15 protein-coding genes and 1 pseudogene are annotated in these 18,633 nt (G+C 70.8%); 8 read left to right on the forward strand and 8 right to left on the reverse strand.

Annotated elements, in window-relative coordinates; translation table 11 throughout:
• Positions 1 to 186 precede the first annotated feature (186 nt).
• Positions 187 to 1,281 (reverse strand): NlpC/P60 family protein, encoded by a 1,095-nt coding sequence (locus ACWDBE_RS27265; protein ID WP_449792800.1) that lies wholly within the window; start codon positions 1,279 to 1,281, stop codon positions 187 to 189.
• Between the two features lie 506 nt (positions 1,282 to 1,787).
• On the opposite strand from ACWDBE_RS27265, the gene ACWDBE_RS27270 reads away from it, so the two are divergent.
• The 3 genes from ACWDBE_RS27270 to meaB are packed head-to-tail and all read left to right on the forward strand — an operon-like array spanning position 1,788 to position 6,889.
• Positions 1,788 to 3,656, forward strand: a complete 1,869-nt coding sequence (locus tag ACWDBE_RS27270) for a methylmalonyl-CoA mutase family protein (RefSeq protein WP_449809364.1) — start codon at positions 1,788 to 1,790, stop codon at positions 3,654 to 3,656.
• A complete protein-coding gene (scpA, locus tag ACWDBE_RS27275; protein ID WP_449792802.1) occupies positions 3,653 to 5,890 on the forward strand; it encodes a methylmalonyl-CoA mutase in 2,238 nt (745 codons plus the stop codon). Before ACWDBE_RS27270 ends, scpA begins: the two co-directional genes overlap by 4 nt.
• Before the next feature lie 12 nt (positions 5,891 to 5,902).
• Positions 5,903 to 6,889 carry a methylmalonyl Co-A mutase-associated GTPase MeaB gene (gene meaB, locus ACWDBE_RS27280; RefSeq protein ID WP_449792803.1) on the forward strand — a complete coding sequence of 329 codons (987 nt, stop codon included), beginning with the start codon at positions 5,903 to 5,905 and terminating at the stop codon, positions 6,887 to 6,889.
• A 71-nt stretch (positions 6,890 to 6,960) separates the two neighbouring features.
• Here the strand turns inward: meaB and ACWDBE_RS27285 are convergent.
• The 5 genes and pseudogenes from ACWDBE_RS27285 to ACWDBE_RS27305 form a co-directional block, all read right to left on the reverse strand.
• Positions 6,961 to 7,389: pseudogene (locus ACWDBE_RS27285) on the reverse strand (ATP-binding protein); the annotation flags it as partial.
• Positions 7,389 to 7,934 (reverse strand): HAD domain-containing protein, encoded by a 546-nt coding sequence (locus tag ACWDBE_RS27290; protein ID WP_449809365.1) that lies wholly within the window; start codon positions 7,932 to 7,934, stop codon positions 7,389 to 7,391. The gene ACWDBE_RS27290 and the pseudogene ACWDBE_RS27285, both read right to left, overlap by 1 nt.
• Before the next feature lie 15 nt (positions 7,935 to 7,949).
• Positions 7,950 to 8,624 (reverse strand): class I SAM-dependent methyltransferase, encoded by a 675-nt coding sequence (locus ACWDBE_RS27295; RefSeq protein WP_449792805.1) that lies wholly within the window; start codon positions 8,622 to 8,624, stop codon positions 7,950 to 7,952.
• Positions 8,621 to 9,535 (reverse strand): phosphotransferase, encoded by a 915-nt coding sequence (locus ACWDBE_RS27300; RefSeq protein WP_449792806.1) that lies wholly within the window; start codon positions 9,533 to 9,535, stop codon positions 8,621 to 8,623. Before ACWDBE_RS27300 ends, ACWDBE_RS27295 begins: the two co-directional genes overlap by 4 nt.
• 89 nt (positions 9,536 to 9,624) lie before the next feature.
• The gene (locus tag ACWDBE_RS27305) at positions 9,625 to 10,371 is read right to left on the reverse strand and encodes a hypothetical protein (protein WP_449809366.1); all 747 of its coding nucleotides are present in this window, start codon (positions 10,369 to 10,371) and stop codon (positions 9,625 to 9,627) included.
• A 570-nt stretch (positions 10,372 to 10,941) separates the two neighbouring features.
• Here ACWDBE_RS27305 and ACWDBE_RS27310 point away from each other — a divergent pair.
• The 4 genes from ACWDBE_RS27310 (at position 10,942) to ACWDBE_RS27325 (ending at position 15,258) form a co-directional block, all read left to right on the forward strand.
• Positions 10,942 to 12,234 (forward strand): helix-turn-helix domain-containing protein, encoded by a 1,293-nt coding sequence (locus ACWDBE_RS27310; protein ID WP_449809367.1) that lies wholly within the window; start codon positions 10,942 to 10,944, stop codon positions 12,232 to 12,234.
• A 43-nt stretch (positions 12,235 to 12,277) separates the two neighbouring features.
• Positions 12,278 to 13,465: a helix-turn-helix domain-containing protein gene (locus tag ACWDBE_RS27315; RefSeq protein ID WP_449792808.1), complete on the forward strand. Its 1,188-nt coding sequence runs from the start codon at positions 12,278 to 12,280 to the stop codon at positions 13,463 to 13,465.
• Positions 13,466 to 13,950: 485 nt separating this feature from the next.
• Positions 13,951 to 14,538: an RNA polymerase sigma factor gene (locus ACWDBE_RS27320; RefSeq protein ID WP_449792809.1), complete on the forward strand. Its 588-nt coding sequence runs from the start codon at positions 13,951 to 13,953 to the stop codon at positions 14,536 to 14,538.
• Positions 14,539 to 15,258: a hypothetical protein gene (locus ACWDBE_RS27325; protein WP_449792810.1), complete on the forward strand. Its 720-nt coding sequence runs from the start codon at positions 14,539 to 14,541 to the stop codon at positions 15,256 to 15,258. It abuts the gene before it with no gap.
• Between the two features lie 212 nt (positions 15,259 to 15,470).
• On the opposite strand, the gene ACWDBE_RS27330 is transcribed toward ACWDBE_RS27325, so the two are convergent.
• Together ACWDBE_RS27330 and ACWDBE_RS27335 are read right to left on the reverse strand one after the other, a co-directional pair.
• Complete coding sequence (locus ACWDBE_RS27330; RefSeq protein WP_449809368.1) at positions 15,471 to 16,502, reverse strand: glycosyltransferase family 2 protein; 1,032 nt, start codon at positions 16,500 to 16,502, stop codon at positions 15,471 to 15,473.
• A 286-nt stretch (positions 16,503 to 16,788) separates the two neighbouring features.
• Positions 16,789 to 17,391 carry a superoxide dismutase gene (locus ACWDBE_RS27335; RefSeq protein WP_392880054.1) on the reverse strand — a complete coding sequence of 201 codons (603 nt, stop codon included), beginning with the start codon at positions 17,389 to 17,391 and terminating at the stop codon, positions 16,789 to 16,791.
• A gap of 181 nt (positions 17,392 to 17,572) precedes the next feature.
• Here ACWDBE_RS27335 and tsaD point away from each other — a divergent pair, with 181 nt between their 5' ends.
• Entirely contained in the window at positions 17,573 to 18,625 is a 1,053-nt protein-coding gene (gene tsaD, locus ACWDBE_RS27340; RefSeq protein WP_449809369.1) for a tRNA (adenosine(37)-N6)-threonylcarbamoyltransferase complex transferase subunit TsaD, read from the forward strand.
• Positions 18,626 to 18,633 lie beyond the last annotated feature (8 nt).

The following is an 18,633-nucleotide window of genomic DNA, read 5'->3' on the forward strand; positions in this document are numbered from 1 at the left end:
CGCACGGCCCGCCGGGGCGCACCCGGCCAACTGTTCGTCCCGACTGCCGCCCCCCTGCACCGACGCCGCACGGCGTCCGGAACGCGGCGGACCCGGGGGCACCGGCCCCCGGGTCCACTGCGGTCGGTCCACGACGGTCGGCCCGATCTCGCGGGCCGACCGTCGTGGATCACATGAGGCGCCCGGTCAGGCCGGGCGGACGGCGCCCATGTAGGGCATCGCGGAGATCGGCAGGACCTCGATGTTCTTGCCCGTGCGCGGGGCGTGGATCATCTTGCCGTCGCCGATGTACAGGCCGACGTGGTGCAGGTCGTTGTAGAAGAAGACCAGGTCACCGGGCTGGAGGTTGGCGCGGTCGACGTGCGGGCCGTCCTTCCACTGCTCTTCGGACGTCCGGGAGATCGTGACGCCCGCGGCGCGGTAGGCCTGGCTGGTGAGGCCGGAGCAGTCGAAGCTGGCGGGGCCGTTCTTGCCCCAGCCGTAGGGCTTGCCGAGCTGGGCCTGGGCGAAGCCGATGATGGCGCCGGCCCGGCCGCTGGCCGACGGAACCGGGGCGTTCATGTCCGGGCGGTCGGCGGAGCGGGAGGCGCGGTCCTTGGCGGCGGCAGCGGCGGCGGCGGCCGCCTGCTGGGCCTCGGCCTTGGCCTTCTCGGCGCTCTGCTGGGCGTTGATCTTGGCACGGTCCTCGGCGCTGAGCTTGTTCAGCATCTCCTGGGCCTGGGCCAGCTTGGTCTGGATGTCCTTCTTCTGCTCCGCCAGCTGGGTGCCCACCGAGTCGAGCGCGGCCAGGGTGGCGGTGGCCTCGGCGCGGTCCTGGTCGAGCTTGCGCTGCTCGTCCTGGGCCTGCTTGAGAAGGCTCGCCTGGGAGTCGGAGACCTGGTTCTGCACCGCGGCGCGCTCCAGGTAGGCGGACGGGTCGGAGTCGAGCATCAGCTGGACCGACGGGTCTATGCCGTTGGTGCGGTACTGGTCGGCGGCGACCGCGCCGAGCCGGGTCCGCAGCTCGTTCATCGCCTCCTGACCGCGGGCGACCTTCTCCTGGATCACGTTGGCGTCGGCCTGGAGCTGCTGCTGCTTCGCCTGGAAGCCGTTGTGCTTCTCGATCGCCTGCTCGGCCGCCTCGTTGAGCTGGTCGACCTGCTCCTTGACGGAGGCCAGGCTCGGGGTCGGCTCGGCGTGGGCGGTACCGGAGGCGAGGACCGCGCCGCCGGCCGCCATGGCCGTGGTGACGACCGCCATGCGGGCCCGGCTCGGCGGGCTGGGCTTGCGACGCTTTCCCATGGCGGTCGCTCTCCTTCGGGGGAATCTGGGGAGGGTCCGGACGGAGCCGGGGAACGGCTCGGCCGGGGCCGGGGACGGCGAAGGCGGGCAGGGCGAGCAACGGGGGGGTACCGCCCCGCCCACCTTCTTCGAAGTAACTTAATAGATGAGGGCCCTGGTTCCGCAATCCCCCTGATCATGACGTTTTGACAGCATGACGGGACATCGATCACGTTCCCTGCCATCGGCGTTGACCTCGGACATCGCGCCCGCCGCCGACGGCCGCCGCCACCCCCGCCGACCTGCGCCCGTCCCGCTCCCGCTCCCCCGGCTCCCCTCGCCCCCTCCGCTGCCCCCGACTCCCCTCGGCTCCCCCGTACGGCGCCCCTTCCCACCCCTGGCACCCGCCGCCCCGGCGGCCGTGGCACTCGACGCCTCGGAGAGTGCTCGGATCACGGCCCGATCGAGGGCAAGGTCACACGGAATCCCCCTCCTGCGGCCCCGCGAACGGACGCTAACCTGCGCACATGAAGGTCCCGCCCGAAGGGCTCCCCCTTGCCTCCGAGTTCCCGGCCGCACACCGCGAGCAGTGGCAGCAGCTCGTCCAGGGAGTGCTGCGCAAGTCCGGTGCCCAGCCCGAGGACGGCGCCGCCGCCGAGCAGGCGCTCACCACCCGGCTCCAGGACGGGCTGAGCGCCCGCCCGCTGTACACCGCCGAGGACACCGACGCGGACCCGGGCTACCCCGGCTTCCCGCCGTTCGTGCGCGGCGGCCGGGCGCAGGGCTCCGCCGTGGCCGGGTGGGACGTCCGCCAACGGCACGCCGACCCGGACCGCCGGCGCACCAACGAGGCCGTACTGGCCGACCTGGAGCACGGCGTGAGCTCGCTCTGGCTGGAGCTGGGCGGTGCGGGCCTGCCGGTGGCGGCCCTGCCCGAGGCGCTGGCCGGGGTGTACCTGGACCTGGCCGCCGTGGCACTCGACGCCGGGCCCGAATTCACCGACGCCGCCGAGCAGTTGTTCAAGCTGTACGAGGAGCGCGAGGTCTCCCCCGGCTCCGCCGCCGGCAACCTCGGCGCCGACCCGCTCGGCCTCCAGGCCCGCACCGGCGACGGCGCCCGCACCGACGCGCTGCTCGCCGAGGCCACCGCGCTGGCCGCCCGCTGCGCCGCCGGGTACCCGGGCCTGCGGGCGCTCACCGTGGACGCCCTGCCGTACCACGAGGCCGGTGCCTCCCCCGCCCAGGAGTTGGGCTGCTCGCTGGCCACCGGCGTCGCCTACCTGCGCGCGTTGACCGCCGCCGGGCTGTCGGTGGACGACGCGCTAGGCCAGCTGGAGTTCCGCTACGCCGCGGACGCCGACCAGTTCCTCACCATCGCCAAGTTCCGTGCCGCGCGACGACTCTGGGCCCGCGTCGCCGAGGTCTCGGGGGCCGGCGCGGCCGAACAGGCGCAGCGTCAGCACGCCGTCACCTCGCGGGTGATGATGACCGCCCGCGACCCGTGGGTGAACATGCTGCGCACCACCGTCGCCTGCCTGGCCGCCGGCGTCGGCGGCGCCGACTCCGTCACCGTGCTGCCCTTCGACACCGCGCTCGGCCTGCCGGACGCCTTCGCCCGCCGGATCGCCCGCAACACCCAGGCGATCCTGCTGGAGGAGTCCCACCTGGCCCGGGTGATCGACCCGGCCGGCGGCTCCTGGTACGTCGAGCAGCTGAGCGAGGAGCTGGCGCGGGCCGCCTGGGCCTGGTTCCAGGAGATCGAGCGGGCCGGCGGCCTGGTCGCCGCCCTCGCCTCCGGACTGGTCGAGGAGCGGATCGCCGCGACCTGGGCGGAGCGGTCCGTACGGCTCGCCAAGCGGCGCGAACCCGTCACCGGCGTCAGCGAGTTCCCGCACCTGGACGAGCAGCCGCTGGTCCGCGAACCGGCCCCCGCCGGATTCGGCGGCGGGCTGCCGCAGGTCCGCCGCGCCGAGGCCTTCGAGGCGCTGCGGGACCGCTCGGACGCCCACGCCGCCACGCACGGTGCCCGACCGAGCCTGTTCCTCGCCTCGATCGGCACCGCCTCCGCGCACACCGCGCGCACCACCTTCGCCGCCAACCTCTTCCAGGCCGGCGGCATCGCGACGGTCTCGGCCGAGTCCGTCGACCCGGCGGCCTTCGCCGAGGCGTTCCGCGCCTCCGGCGCGACCGTCGCCTGCCTCTGCTCCAGCGACGCCCTGTACGCCGAGTACGCCTCGCCCGTCGCCGAGGCCCTGAGGGCGGCCGGCGCCACCAGGGTGCTGCTGGCCGGACGGCTCGGCGAAGTACCCGCCGGAGTGGACGAGTTCATCTTCGCGGGAGGCGACGCCGTCGCCGTCCTGACCTCCCTGCTGGACCAGATCGGAGCCGCTCGATGATCCCCGACTTCACCGGAATCGGGCTGGACGGTGGCGCCGCCGGCGACACCGGCAACCCGGACGCCACCGGCAACGCGGGCGTCACCGAGGAGCAGTGGCGGGCCGCCTGGCGCCAGTCCACCGGCAAGGACGTCGAGGAGCTGCTCTGGGACACCCCCGAGGGCATCGGCGTCAAGCCGCTGTACACCGGCGCCGACCTGGCCGGCCTGGACTTCCTGGAGACGTACCCGGGCGTCGCCCCGTACCTGCGCGGGCCGTACCCGACCATGTACGTCAACCAGCCCTGGACCGTCCGCCAGTACGCGGGCTTCTCCACCGCCGAGGAGTCCAACGCCTTCTACCGCCGCAACCTCGCGGCCGGCCAGAAGGGCCTGTCGGTCGCCTTCGACCTGCCGACCCACCGCGGCTACGACAGCGACCACCCGCGGGTCACCGGCGACGTCGGCATGGCGGGAGTCGCCATCGACTCGATCTACGACATGCGCCAGCTGTTCGACGGAATCCCGCTGGACAAGATGTCGGTGTCGATGACCATGAACGGCGCCGTGCTGCCGATCCTCGCGCTGTACATCGTCGCGGCCGAGGAACAGGGCGTACCGCCGGAGAAGCTCGCGGGGACCATCCAGAACGACATCCTCAAGGAGTTCATGGTCCGCAACACCTACATCTACCCGCCGCAGCCGTCGATGCGGATCATCTCGGACATCTTCGCGTACACCTCGCAGAAGATGCCCCGGTACAACTCGATCTCCATCTCCGGCTACCACATCCAGGAGGCGGGTGCGACGGCCGACCTCGAACTGGCCTACACCCTCGCCGACGGGGTGGAGTACCTGCGCGCGGGCCTGGACGTGGGCCTGGACGTGGACGCCTTCGCGCCGCGGCTGTCGTTCTTCTGGGCGATCGGCATGAACTTCTTCATGGAGGTCGCCAAGCTGCGCGCGGCCCGGCTGCTGTGGGCCAAGCTGGTCAAGCAGTTCGACCCGAAGAACCCCAAGTCCCTGTCGCTGCGCACCCATTCACAGACCTCGGGCTGGTCGCTCACCGCCCAGGACGTGTTCAACAATGTGACGCGCACCTGTGTGGAGGCGATGGCGGCGACCCAGGGCCACACCCAGTCGCTGCACACCAACGCCCTCGACGAGGCGCTCGCCCTGCCCACCGACTTCTCCGCGCGGATCGCCCGCAACACCCAGCTGCTGCTCCAGCAGGAGTCGGGCACCTGCCGGGTGATCGACCCGTGGGGCGGCTCCGCGTACGTCGAGAAGCTGACGCACGACCTCGCCGCGCGGGCCTGGGAGCACATCCAGGAGGTCGAGGCGGCCGGCGGCATGGCGAAGGCCATCGACGCGGGCATCCCCAAGCTGCGCGTCGAGGAGGCCGCCGCCCGCACCCAGGCGCGGATCGACTCCGGCCGCCAGCCGGTGATCGGCGTCAACAAGTACCGGGTGGACAGCGACGAGCAGATCGACGTGCTCAAGGTCGACAACTCCTCGGTGCGGGCCCGGCAGATCGAGAAGCTGCGCCGGCTGCGCGAGGAGCGCGACGAGGCCGCGTGCCGCGACGCGCTGCACGCCCTCACCCGGGCCGCCGAGGCCGGTTCGCAGCGCGACGGCTCGCTCGACGGCAACCTGCTGCACCTGGCCGTCAACGCGGCCCGGGCCAAGGCCACCGTCGGCGAGATCTCGGACGCCCTGGAGAAGGTGTACGGCCGCCACTCCGGCCAGATCCGTACCATCTCCGGTGTGTACCGAGACGAAGCGGGCCCGTCGGCCTCCCTCCAGCGCACCCGCGACCTGGTCGAGCGGTTCGAGCAGGCCGAGGGCCGCCGTCCGCGCATCCTGGTCGCCAAGATGGGCCAGGACGGCCACGACCGCGGCCAGAAGGTGATCGCCACCGCCTTCGCCGACCTCGGCTTCACGGTCGACGTCGGCCCGCTGTTCCAGACCCCGGCCGAGGTCGCCCGCCAGGCCGTCGAGGCGGACGTCCACATCGTCGGCGTGTCCTCGCTGGCCGCCGGCCACCTGACGCTGGTGCCCGCACTGCGCGCCGAACTCGCCGAGGCGGGCCGGGAGGACATCACCATCGTGGTGGGCGGGGTGATCCCGCCGCAGGACTTCGACGCCCTCCACGAGGCGGGCGCCGCGGCGGTCTTCCCCCCGGGGACGGTCATCCCGGACGCGGCGTACGACCTGCTGAAGTCCCTGGCGGCCGACCTCGGCCACGAGCTGTGACCGCCTGATCCCATGCCTCCGCGGACGATCGACCTCGACAGCTACGTGACGGGCGTACTGGACGGCTCGCGCGCCTGGATCGCGCGCGCCGTCACCCTCGTCGAATCCTCCCGGCCCGACCACCGCGCGCTCGCGCAGCAGCTGCTCCAGCGGCTGCTGCCGCACGCGGGCGGCGCGGTCCGGGTGGGCATCACGGGCGTGCCCGGTGTCGGCAAATCGACCTTCATCGACTCCTTCGGGACGATGCTGACCGGCCGGGGCCACCGGGTCGCGGTGCTCGCCGTCGACCCGACGTCCAGCCGGACGGGCGGCTCCATCCTGGGCGACAAGACCCGGATGGAGCGCCTGGCCGTCGACCCCGCCGCCTTCGTCCGCCCGTCCCCGACCTCGGGCACGCTGGGCGGGGTCGCCAAGGCCACCCGCGAGTCGATGGTGGTGATGGAGGCGGCGGGGTACGACGTGGTGCTCATCGAGACGGTGGGCGTCGGGCAGTCCGAGACGGCGGTGGCGGGGATGGTGGACACCTTCCTGCTGCTCAGCCTGGCGCGGACCGGCGACCAGCTGCAGGGCATCAAGAAGGGTGTACTGGAGCTCGCGGACGTCATCGCCGTCAACAAGGCCGACGGCCCGCACGAGCGGGACGCGAAGGCGGCGGCACGCGAACTCGCTGGGGCACTACGACTGTTGCAGGCACCCGACGCGGCGTGGACGCCGCCGGTACTGACGTGCAGCGGGCGCGACGGCGCGGGGTTGGACGTCCTGTGGGAGCGGCTGCAGCAGCACCGCAAGGTGCTGGACGCGACGGGCGCCCTGGCCGCGAAGCGCCGCGACCAGCAGGTGGAGTGGACCTGGTCCATGGTCCACGACCAGCTCTACGCCCGCCTCCACGAGAACAGCGAGGTGCTGAGGTTGGCCCCCGAGTTGGAGACCCAGGTCCGCGCCGGCACCCTCCCCGCCGGACTCGCCGCCCAGCAGATCCTGGACGCCTTCTTCGCCTGATCCGCAGTACGAAGGTCGAGCGCCGTGCCCCACCCCTGCGTGGGGCACGGCGTTTCGCGGGTTTCGGGGTACTCGAACCACACCACCTTGCCCACCTCCACCGGGTACCACCCCCACGCATCCGCGAGCGCCTCCACGAGTAGCAGCCCCCGCCCACTGGTCGCCTCCTCCCCGGCGCACTCCCGTTCCGGCGACTCCACCCCCCGGTCAGCCACCTCCACCCGCACCCGCCCACCGCGCCAGCGGACGGAGACGACACACCGCTCCCCCGTGTGCACCAACGCGTTGGCGATCACCTCGCTCGCACACAACTCCAGCTCCTGAAGCGCGGTTTCGGAGAGCGGCACACCCCACTCCCGCACGATCGCCACCACCAACCGCCGCGCCGCCGGCACGGCGTCGGCTCCCGGTGGCTCCTCCCGTTCCAACGGAACCGGGAACCGGGCGTTGCTCAAGGGACTGACGACCATGGACGTCAGGCATCCCGCCTTCCCATGCATCAGACCGCCCTCTCATTCACACGAAGAGCGGCAGCCCACTCCAGTGCGCTCGTGATGTGCTCCGACTGGATGCCGACACGCGGATCCGGCTGGATCAGTAGGGTCGGATTTCCGAATGCGCTGCGATCGGCGGCCCACCTGTGATCCAGCGGCGTGAAGTCGTCGTCGATCCAGACGGCTGGAGCGGTGGCCAACCAGTCCGCGACATGGTTCCGCTTCCAGAGGTAGCCGTCAGGGTGGCTCGTGGTGATCTGCAGCCTCGGCAGGTCGATGTGCTCGAAGTCCGGCACATCGAGCAGCGGAGCGACGATGCGGCGGGCGTCGAATCGCCAGCTGGTGCACCACACGGGCTGAATGAGGCCGGAGTTGATGACCTCGGTGATCAGCGCGCCGTGGGTCGGGTTGAGCCAGACCCAGAATGGCCCGGCCACGTCGTCCGTGTGAACCTGGAAGCGGGCGTGGGTGGTCGGCGTGCTGCCATCGGCGGCGGGGAACGGGATGAGGACGCCGTCGATGTCCAACAGCAGGAACGGGGTGGCAAGCACTACTACCTCCGGGTGTCAGGGCTTCCGTGCGGTGATGAGGAGAGTGGTCGGCCAACGTGCGCCGACCGGAGCGCGGAGGTTGTGCACTCCGGTGACGAGCAGGCCGGCGCGGTTGAGGGCACGCACCCAGGCAGCCGAATCGGCGTCCCAGCGCTTCACCACGGCCTGGGTGCCGTCGGGCAGGGTCATCTGGTCACAGGTGCGGGGATCCACCGGAATGGCGCCGGTCCGCTTCGGGTGAGGAACAGAAAACGCGAGCACGCCACTGCGGTCGAGGCTGCGGGAACATGCGTAGAGGAGCTTGTACGGCTCAGCCGATCCGATCGCACCAAAGACGGACACGATGGCGTCCAGCCGGAGCCGGTCACGGTTGAGGTAGGCACTCGCGGTGGAACAGACGAAGTCGACTCCGGTGTGCCCGTAGTAACTCGTCGCCCGGTGGATCTGGCCACGGGAACTGTCGACCCCGGTGACCTGAGCACCGAGGCCGGCCAGGTGCGCGGCGTTGTGGCCGGGGCCGCAGCCGAGGTCCACGATTCGCCGCCCGCCCAGTTCCTCGCCCAGGATCTCGGAGCCGGGACCGACGCCAGGTCGTTGAGTCCACTCCATCTGATCAGGCGCCGTCAGCAGCTGCGGCGCCGCCCCAGCGAGGCGCTGGGCAGCGTGGGCGTCCCAGAGGTTCACAGTCACGCTTCCAGAAGACGGACGGCCGTGGTCAGGTGCCGACGGACGACGTTGACGTAGAGCGGGTCGTCCTGAGGGTTGTTGATCCACTTGATGGCCTGCTCCATGAACCACTCGCTGGCCCACACGCGGTGCCAGCCGAGAGCCCACTGCTCGGCGGACAGGCCACCGCGTTCGGCAAGCGTGTCCTTCGGGCCGCCGGTGGCGACGTAGGCCTCGATCAGCCTCCGCAGTCGGGCGGGATCGGGGTCGCCGATGGTTCCGTGCCAGGAGGCGAGGTCGAGCAGGCCGGGGCCGGTGAATGCGCGGGCGAAGTCGAGCAGGCGCCAGCCGTTCTCACCGATGTGCAGGCTGGTGGGGTGGAACTCGGAGTGCACCCAGCCGAACGGGGCCAGATCCGCACCGCCCGCACGCTTGGAGGCTGCAAGGGCGAGCGCTTCAAGCATCGCCGTGATGTCTGTGGTGCCCTCGGTCCAACGGCCGTTCTCGCGCAGACGGCGAAGGTGCCCGAGCGCCCGGGAGGGAAGGGCCGCGAGCGCTTCCTCCCCGAGTTCCGACAGGGACTCGGCCACGGGAGCCGCATGGAGGGCGACGGCGGCCACGACGCCATCGACGTCGCCCGCCTCTCGGAGCGGCTGGCCCAGGTCCTCGATGATCATGCCGAGCGTGCCTTCCCGGACGATGGAACCGATGACCTCCGGCACCGGGATGCCCGCGCTGTTCGCCGCCAGAAGGATCCGGTCCTCGCCATCGAACGGCTCGACGGCGTACTTGTAGACCGCGGTACGTCCGTTGTCGAAGCGCAGGCGTTCAACTCCGGACATGCCCCACACGCGCACCGGCTCCCGGGCGGGCGCGGGGTGTCCGGTGCTGAAGCAGAGACCGGCAAGGATGTCGGTGACGAGCTTGTTGTCCACGAGAGGCAGTTCCGTTCTGGTTGGTAGGGGGCTGGCAAGATCCGGGGCGGCAGCGCGCTTGCCGCCCCGGATCGACGTCAACGCAGGGCTCAGGCGACGGTCACGCGGTAGGAGTCGACCTGCTCGATCCACTCCGCCTTCATGTCGGCCAGCTCGTCGCGGAAGCGGGCCATGGAGGCGCCGTAGGGGGCGACGACGCCACCGGACTGGTCGGGGACGGACTGGCAGCCGTGGACGAGCCGGCCGCCGAGCGCCGTATGGGCCTTGATGCCCTCGATCCGGCGGTGCTCGTTGAACCAGCCGCCGTGGTAGACCTCGTCGAGCATCTGACCCTCCGCCTCCGAGAGGTCGAAGACCACGCCGGTGGCGGAGGGGAAGAACCAGCACGGACCGACGTTGCTGATGTGGCCGTCCAGCTCGACCTTGTTGAGGGCCATGAACGTGGCGGCCTCGCGGAGCATCCGCAGGTGCTCGCCGGTCACGTTCGGCAGACCGAGGCCGGCCAGGTGCTCGTCGCGGAACAGGTACGAGTAGACCTGGTGGGCGATGGCCAGCACCTCGCCCGCGTCGCGGGTCGAGCGCCCGTGGGTCTTGATGAACTCCAGCGCCAGCTGCTCGACGCTGGCCTCCTCGGTCTCGTCCACGCCCAGCAGGCCGTCCCGGACGGTCTGCCAGTCGATGACGAGCCAGGAGCCGGCCTCGAACCGGAAGAAGTACCTCTCCGGGTCGAGGCTGATCTGCTTGCCGTCCACGGTGATGCCGGGCAGACGGTTCCAGCGCGGGTCGAACGCCTCGGGCAGCTCGACGGTGATCGTCGCGGTGTCGACGGTGGTCACCTGATTCTCCGTTCCGGGTCGCGGCACCGGGTCAGTGCCGATTGGCTTGGCCTCGCCCCTGAGACGTCGGAGAACCGATCGCTCAGGGCGCCGCTGACTACGGTGGCGCCTCTGGCCGGACGCTTCCATGCCGGGCCGCGGTCTCCCACATACACGAGATGCATAGATCGACGGACACCAACCGTGTTGCTTCATATACTCTTGGTAGGGGATGTCGGGGCTAGCGGATCGGGCGGCGAACGTGTCGATCAGGAACGGACCCGCGCTCACGTGTCGCCGGTGCGGTGCGCGGCTTGCTACGGATCGTCAAGCTGCCTTCTGCTCCCCGTGCCAGGCAGTAGGTCGCGCCCAAGTCGGCCCTCAGCCGCCGAACCTTCCAGTCGAGTTCTGGACCACACAAGCACTCCTTGCAGCTTTCCAGGACCGTCACATCGGTCGGGTGTTGCGTGCATTCCGACTCCACCAACACCACCGGGCGGAGTACGGCCCGCGCGGTGTTCCCCAGAGTGTCGTCGGCCAGTGGCTGAGTCTCACACAGGCGCAGATCAGCCGAATCGAGACCGGACCCCTGTGACCGACCTGGTCTCCCTCATCCACTTCGCACGTGTGTTGAACATGCCGACCGAACGGCTATGGTTCAGCATTCCCGAGAAGCCATCCGAGGCACGAGTGGAGCCGTCCGTAATGGCTGAGCTCAACTCACCTGCAAGCGAAGTGGTTGCCAGCCAGGACTCTTGGCGCACCACTCGCCAATACCTCAACGCCCATCGTGCGCAACTCTCGCAAGCTGCCGGCCTGCTTTATCCCGCAGGGCTTCGCGTACCAAACACTGCACTGTTGATGCCACCGCCATGGACACCTCCGGTGCCTGTGCTCCTTCATCGCGTGCTCCTCAAGTGGGTAAACGCCGCGCCGGAGGCGCCGTTGGTCGAGGGTAGAGAGGTCGAGGCTCACCAGACCTTGCCCTTGTACAGCCCCAGCCGATCGTTCGAGCGCTACACCCAGGCGATTCGATACATCGACGCACCGACGTTGTTCGAGAATCGCCCGAGCTACCGGCTGACCGGAGTCGAGTGGGATCAGGACGGCGGCGGCGAGCTCTCCTTCGGGTTGGCCACTTACTTCGACAAACTCGATGTCTGCGAAGCTATCGGGCACGAGTTCGCTTCCGCCACGAGAGGGAACTCCGCCCACTGGGCCCGCCTACCGCTGCGGCGGTTGCTGAGCGATCCGTTCGACCTGGAGTTGCGGGCGGTTACGCCAGCCATCACCACACTGTTGTTGCGGGTACGGGCCTCTGGTGAGGCACGGTTCATGCTCCACTGGCGCGATCCACGCAAGGTCGCCACTGCCGGAGGCCTCTACGACACCATTCCGGCCGGAGAGTTCCAGCCCAGCACAATCACCGGGAATCCGGCTGGCAGCGACTTCGACCTCTGGCACAACATCGTCAGGGAGCTCAACGAGGAGCTACTGGGTGCACCTGAGTACGACGGATCCGGCAGCCGACCGCTGGACTATGATCGCTGGCCGCTCTACCGTTCGCTTGAGCGGGCTCGCCGAGACGGGCAGCTCCGGGTGTACTGCTTCGGCGTCGGCTGTGATGCGCTCACGTTGGCAGCGACCATCCCCAGCGTGTTAGTGATCAACGACGATGTGTTCGAGGAGCTCTTCGGCGAAGTGGTACGGACCAACGCCGAAGGGATTACGGTCACCAGGTGGAACGGGCAGGACACTTCGTCCGGCATCCCCTTCACCGAACGGAACGTTTCCCGATTCATCAGGAACGAACCCATGGCGCCGCCGGGCGCGGCATGCTTGGCTCTGGCCTGGAAGCACCGCGACCTGCTGCTCAACTCGTAACCAGTTTTGAACCGTCATTCCCGGTATGCAAACAAGGAGCATCGTGCTCAGCACGCCAGCAGCAGATGATCCGCCGAGTTCCATCAACAGTGCCGAACACTGGCGGCAGGTTCGAGCTTTCCTGAACGAGCAACGGTTCGCCTTGACCGGTCGGCTCCTGAACGAGAGCCCACCGGAGCACCGGGTCCCGGGCACGCCGCTGATCGCTCGGCAGCACTGGATCCCTGAGCAGCCGGTGCCTTTGGAGCGCGTCCGGCTGCGGTGGCGGCCGGACGCGCCGGATGGCCTCCTGGACGGGAGCGAGCCGGAGCTCGACCACGTCCGGCCTCGTCGGGCGGATGGCACTACGTATCTTCATTACGCGGATGCCGTAAGGGAGCTGGCCAAGCCCAAGTTGTTCGAAAACCGTGGCTGCTACCGCCTCTTGGACGTCGATGCTTCCACGGCCGAGCCCGTGCTGACCTTCGGGCGCGGGCAGTACTTCGACGTCATCAACATCTGCGAGGCCGTCGCCCACGAGTACGCGTCGGCCGCCCTGGTGGGCCCGGACCGGCACACGCCGTTCCGGGCCGCCATCGCCGATCCGACCGACCTTGCCCGACGCCCCGTCATGGCGGCCACGAGCACACTCACCATCCGGCACGACCGCCACACCGGCGAGGCGGAGTTCGTCCTCCACTGGCGTGACCCCGAGAAGGTCGCCAGCGGCGGCGGGCTCTACCAGGTGATGCCAGTCGGGATGTTCCAGGCCTCGCACGACGCACCGTGGAACGAGGCCAACGACTTCGACCTGTGGCGTTCCATCCTCCGTGAGCTAAGCGAGGAACTCCTCGGCTTCACTGAGGACTACGGAAGCGACAAGTCTCCCATCGACTACGCCTCTTGGCCGCTCAACCAGAAACTCACCGCTGCACGTGAGGACGGCACCCTACGCGTGTTCTGGCTGGGCCTCGGGATGGATCCGCTGACCTACGTCACCGACATGCTCACCGTGGCCGTCTTCGACGCCGAGCTGTTCGACGAGACGTTCCGACGGATCGTCTCCACCAACGATGAAGGCCGTCGGGTCGGGCTGGACGACGCCACGGGACGCTCGACCGGCATTCCCTTCACCGCGGATCAGGTGGATCGCCTCACCGACACGGAACCCATGCAGCCCGCCGGTGCGGCGCTCCTTCGCCTGGCCTGGCGGCACCGGCACGTACTCCTGCGGCCCCTCGCCGCCGGATAGGCGGCCGTCAGGTGCACGAGGCCCACAGCAGTGTATGAAGGCCGCGAAGGATGCCGCACCTTCGTGGACGCCCTCGTGGGTCTCGGCGACATCGTGGGTCCTGCCGCCCCGCTCGGGCGGGGCGATGAAGGAGTAGAGGTAGCCCTGGTGGGCCATGAAGACGACGCAGTCGTCGAGGGACTCGCCGGGGGCCGCTTCCGACAGGATCTCGCGGGCGCTCTCCTTGGTGCCCAGGATCTCCGGGAAGGCGTACGTCTTCCCCGCAGCGCGTGGAACCCGCCGCCGGCGAGGGCCACTGCTTGAGCACGCCTTCCGGGTCTCGCACGAGCGACGATCCCGCACGTCCCAATGACGGCAGACATGGCGTCACGTCACGTGCCATTCCTGAGGGCTGGGGCCCCGAAGTCGATTCAGGTTCGGATGTAACGCTCCTGTCGTGCGTCGCCAAGAGGAGATGTGGGGGACGGACAGACAAGGGAGTCGATGTGAGGCAACCGCCGGACAGCGGTCTGGTCGCGCGGATCGGTGAGGATCCGGAGGCGTTCGAGGCCTTCTACCGTGAGCACGTGCAGGCGGTGCTGCGGTACGCGACCCGGCGGACCCGGGACCCGCACGCTGCGGCCGACCTGGTCACCGAGGTATTCCTCGCGGCGATCTCGGCCGCCGGCGGGTACCGGCCGCAGCTGGGCACGCCGATCGCCTGGCTGCACGGCATCGCCCGCAACGTGGCCGCGTCCCAGGAACGGCGCGCGGCGCGGATCTGGGCGGCCGAGGGCCGGATAGCCGGCCACCGGCTGCTGGACGGCGATGACATCGCACGGCTGGAGGAGCGCATCGACGCCGAGCGCGCCTCGCGGCAGCTGCTGGAACGCATCGCTCTGCTGCCGCGCGGACCGCGGGAGGTGCTGGAACTGGTGGCGGTTGACGGTCTGAGCGTCTCCGAGGCCGCCAAGGCACTCGGTATCAGCACCGTGGCCGCCCGGGTCCGGCTGCACCGGGCTCGCAAGGCCCTCCAGCAGCCCGGCGCCAATCCCGAGTCCGATCCGTCCCCCTCGTCCCTTGTGGAGGCCTGAATGAACGCCGAACGCTTCGAGGAGCGGTTGATGCACGAGCTCAAGAACCATGTCCAGCAGCGGGCGGAGAGCCCGCACCCCGACCAGTCGGCCACGGCCCGACCCCGCCGTCGCGCCCGCGTGCGCTGGGTCCCGGTCGGTTTGGCCTCGGGTCTGGCCGCCGCCGTGGCGGGTGTCGCCCTGACCGTGCTGCCGAGCCAGCCCGCGGCCGCCTACACCCTGCAGAACGACGAGAGCGACCTCGTCAAACTCACCATCATCAACCCGGCCGGCAAGATCGACCTGGGCAAGCTGCAGAAGGACCTGGACCGCATCGGCGTTCGCAGCCGCGTCCTGGCCGGTGACCCCGACTGCGCCACCCCGTGGGGCAGCCCCGACCCGTCGGCGTCCCCCAGCCCCTCCACGTCGCCGTCCGGTCCCCCCAGCCCGGAACCGCCCCACGGCGAAACGCCGCGCTCGGCACCGCCCGCTTCGGCGAGCCCCAGCCCCGGCGGCACCAGCTCGTCGGCCAACGGCTGGGACATCGGCTGGGAGGACGGCAAGACCGTTCTCTACATCCGCCCCAGCAAGATCCCCGCCGGCAAGCTGCTCATGGTGGGCTTCCCCCTCGCCAAGACCGACCCCTCCCACGCCTACGGCGTGATCACGGGAGGTCTGCTGGACGGATCGGGCCCGGACTGCCTGCCGGCCCCGCCGCCCGGCACCGTTCGCTTCCAGTAGGGCCATGACCGTGTCCACGGGAGGCCTCGCGGCCGCGAGGCCTCCCGTGGTCGCACTGACCACCGTGTCGGGCTCCCCGGCCGCGGCGTCACCCTCCACCGCGGCCGGTAGCGGTGGAGGGTGACGCATGTTCGAAGACCATGGACCGGGGACCGGCGACCCGCGCTCACGAAGCGCGAGCGCGGCCGGGGCGGATACGGCCGTGGCCGGCCTCAGCGGCGGCCGACGGCCTGGCGGGTGCGGCGCACGGCGCGGTGGAGACGCTGGAGGGCGACGAAGCGGTGCATCCGGCCGGCCGTCGTCAGGCCGTACTTGAGGCGCAGTTGGGGGCTGAGGCCGGCCTGGGCCTCGGGGCCGATGGCCCGCAGGAGGCGGCTGACGTGCTGCTGGTAGGCGGCGCGGTAGGCGCGGTCGCCGTCGGGGACGGTCCAGAAGAACATCGGGATCTCCTCGACCAGGCAGTTGCGGTCGTAGGCGCGCAGGTGGTCGGCGAAGACGGGCTCGGGGCGGGCGAGCAGCCATGCGCGGACGAGTTCCATCGAGCGGATCCGGTCGACCAGTCCGCGCGGGTCGGTCTTCTTCTGGGTGATGGAGAGGTCGCCGTCCTCGCGGACCCGCCAGTGGTAGATCGGGTCGGCGAGCACATCGACCTGCTCGGCGAGGAAGTGGTGGGGCACGCTGACCGGGGCGTCCTCGTACAGGATGCCCTCGGGGTAGAGCAGGCCCGCGCCGTCGAAGAAGGTGCGCCGGTAGACCTTGTTCCAGGCGGTGCGGTCGGTGACCAGGGCGGGCAGTTCGCTGACGTGGGTGCGCAGCCGGGTCTCGCGGAACGGGCGGCGGTGGCCGTGCGAGGGGCTGAGGCCGGTGGTGCGCAGCCGCAGGGCATTGCCGGCGGCGAAGTCGGAGCCGGTCCCGTCCAGGGTGTCGATCATCAGCTGGTAGGCGTGCGGCGGCACGGTGTCGTCGCTGTCGACGAAGGCCAGGTACTCGGTGCCGGGGGTGAGGTGGCGCCAGCCGGTGTTGCGGGCGGCGCCCAGGCCCTGGTTCTCCTGGCTGACCAGCCGGAAGCGCGGGTCCCGCTCGGCGTGGGCCTTGGCGATGGCCGGGCCGTCGTCGGTCGAGCCGTCGTCGACCATGACGCACTCGAAGTCCCCGAAGGTCTGCGCCGCGATCGAGTCCAGGCACTCCGGGAGGTAGCGCCCGACGTTGTGGATCGGGACGACGAGGGAGAGACGCGGGGCCATCGGGCGCCCTTTCGCTCGGCGGCGGCAGCGGCTGCGGCGACGGCGGTGGCGGCGCAGCGGCGGCGACGCAGCGGACAGGGCCGGGGGGCCGTTGCCGGCCGGTCACCGGCGGTGGTCCGAGCGAGCGTAGGGAGGGCACGCGACCGGCAGGCGAACGGCGGGTGGCGTCCGGCCTGCGACGGGGTGCACCGGCTGTGTCGGGCGTCAACTCCCGTACGGGACAGGTACGACAGGGGTCGGCCCCGGACCGCCCGACCGGTCCGGGGCCGACCGTCACCCGACGGGGTCAGGCGCTCTTGACGGCCGCGAAGCGGTCCGACACGTCCTGCCAGTTGACGACGTCCCACAGGCGGGTGACGTAGTCCGGGCGGACGTTGCGGTACTGCAGGTAGTAGGCGTGCTCCCAGGCGTCGAAGGCCAGCAGCGGAGTGGTGTTCTGGCCGACGTTGCCGTGGTGGTCGTAGACCTGCTCGACGATCAGGCGCTGCCCGAGCGGCTCCCAGGACAGGATGCCCCAGCCGGAGCCCTGGACGCCGGTGGTGGCGTTGGTGAGCTGCTTCTTGAAGGCCTCGAAGCTGCCGAAGTGCTCGGTGATGGCGTCGGCCAGCTCACCCTCGGGGCGCTCGCCGCCCTCGGGCGAGAGGTTCTGCCAGAACAGCGAGTGCAGCACGTGGCCCGACAGGTGGAAGGCGAAGGTCTTCTGCAGGCCGACCAGGCCGCCGAACTGCTCCTTGTCGCGGGCCTCGGCCAGCTGGTCGAGGGTGTCGTTGGCGCCCTTGACGTACGCGGCGTGGTGCTTGGAGTGGTGCAGCTCCAGGATCTCGGCCGACATCGCCCGCTCCAGCGCGGAGTAGTCGTACGGGAGGTCGGGAAGCGTGTAGGTGCCCATCAGGACACGGCCCCTTTCGGCGGGTTGCACCGCGTTTGACGGCGGTGGAGGTGTGATCGTGCCGGGACAACACTATTGCGTATGAGTTGCAAGAACGAAGCATGGGCTCCTGCTTATTCCTCACATCCCGTCGGGCACAATGGTCGTCGTTCCGTGTAATGACCGACAAAGGTGAGTGACTGTGACAGGGTCACCGGTGGTACTGGGCATCGAGTCCTCCTGCGACGAGACCGGCGCGGGCCTGGTGCGCGACGGCGTGCTGCTCGGACAGGCGGTGGCCTCGTCGATGGACGAGCACGCCCGCTACGGCGGGGTGGTGCCGGAGATCGCCGCCCGGGCGCACGTGCACGCGATGGCGCCGGTGGTCCGGGAGGCGCTGGACCGGGCCGGACTCGCCCTGGCGGACGTCGGCGCGGTCGCGGTGACCGCCGGCCCCGGACTGGCCGGGGCGCTCCAGGTGGGCGTGGCCGCCGCCAAGGGGTACGCCTTCTCGCTGGGCGTCCCGCTGTACGGCGTGCACCACCTCGCCGGGCACGTCGCCGCCGCCACCCTGGACGGCGGGCCGCTGCCCGACCCCTGCGTGGTGCTCATCGTCTCGGGCGGCCACACCTCGCTGCTGCTGGTGCGCGACCTGGCCCGGGACCCGATCGTCCACCTCGGCGACACCCTGGACGACGCGGCCGGCGAGTGCTTCGACAAGGTCGCCCGGATCCTGGGGCTCCTCTACCCGGGCGGTCCGGCGATCGACCGCGCGGCGCGCGAGGGCGATCCGACGGCCGTCCGGCTGCCGCGCCCGCTGACCGGGCCGCATGACGACCCGTACGCGTTCTCCTTCTCCGGCCTGAAGACCGCGGCCGCCCGCTGGGTCGAGGCGCAGCGCGAGCCCCGGGTGCCGGACGCGGCGGCCGCGCTGCAGGAGGCGATCGCGGACGTGCTGACCCGCAAGGCGGTGCGGGCCTGCCTGGACCACGGGATCGGCACCCTGGTGGTGGTCGGCGGGGTCGCGGCCAACTCCCGGGTGCGGGCGCTGGCCGAGCGGCGGTGCGCGGCGGCGGGGATCGCGCTGCGGGTGCCGCCGCTGCGGCTGTGCACCGACAACGGCGCGATGGTGGCGGCGGTCGGGGACCTGCTGGTCCGCGCGGGTGCGGAGCCGGCCCCGGCGGACCTGTCGGTGGATCCCTCGGCGCCGCTGGAGTTCGCGGCGCTCACGCCCCGGGCGCTCGCGCGGGCCTGACAACCCCG

The organism is Kitasatospora sp. NPDC001132, assembly GCF_053598415.1.

What these genes read in the sequence shown, in the direction of transcription:
- meaB (WP_449792803.1), top strand. Translation starts at nt 5,903, where the DNA reads ATGCCTCCGCGGACGATCGACCTCGACAGCTACGTGACGGGCGTACTG.
- ACWDBE_RS27330 (WP_449809368.1), bottom strand. Translation starts at nt 16,502, where the DNA reads ATGGCCCCGCGTCTCTCCCTCGTCGTCCCGATCCACAACGTCGGGCGC.
- scpA (WP_449792802.1), top strand. Translation starts at nt 3,653, where the DNA reads ATGATCCCCGACTTCACCGGAATCGGGCTGGACGGTGGCGCCGCCGGC.
- ACWDBE_RS27335 (WP_392880054.1), bottom strand. Translation starts at nt 17,391, where the DNA reads ATGGGCACCTACACGCTTCCCGACCTCCCGTACGACTACTCCGCGCTG.
- ACWDBE_RS27325 (WP_449792810.1), top strand. Translation starts at nt 14,539, where the DNA reads ATGAACGCCGAACGCTTCGAGGAGCGGTTGATGCACGAGCTCAAGAAC.
- ACWDBE_RS27265 (WP_449792800.1), bottom strand. Translation starts at nt 1,281, where the DNA reads ATGGGAAAGCGTCGCAAGCCCAGCCCGCCGAGCCGGGCCCGCATGGCG.
- ACWDBE_RS27270 (WP_449809364.1), top strand. Translation starts at nt 1,788, where the DNA reads ATGAAGGTCCCGCCCGAAGGGCTCCCCCTTGCCTCCGAGTTCCCGGCC.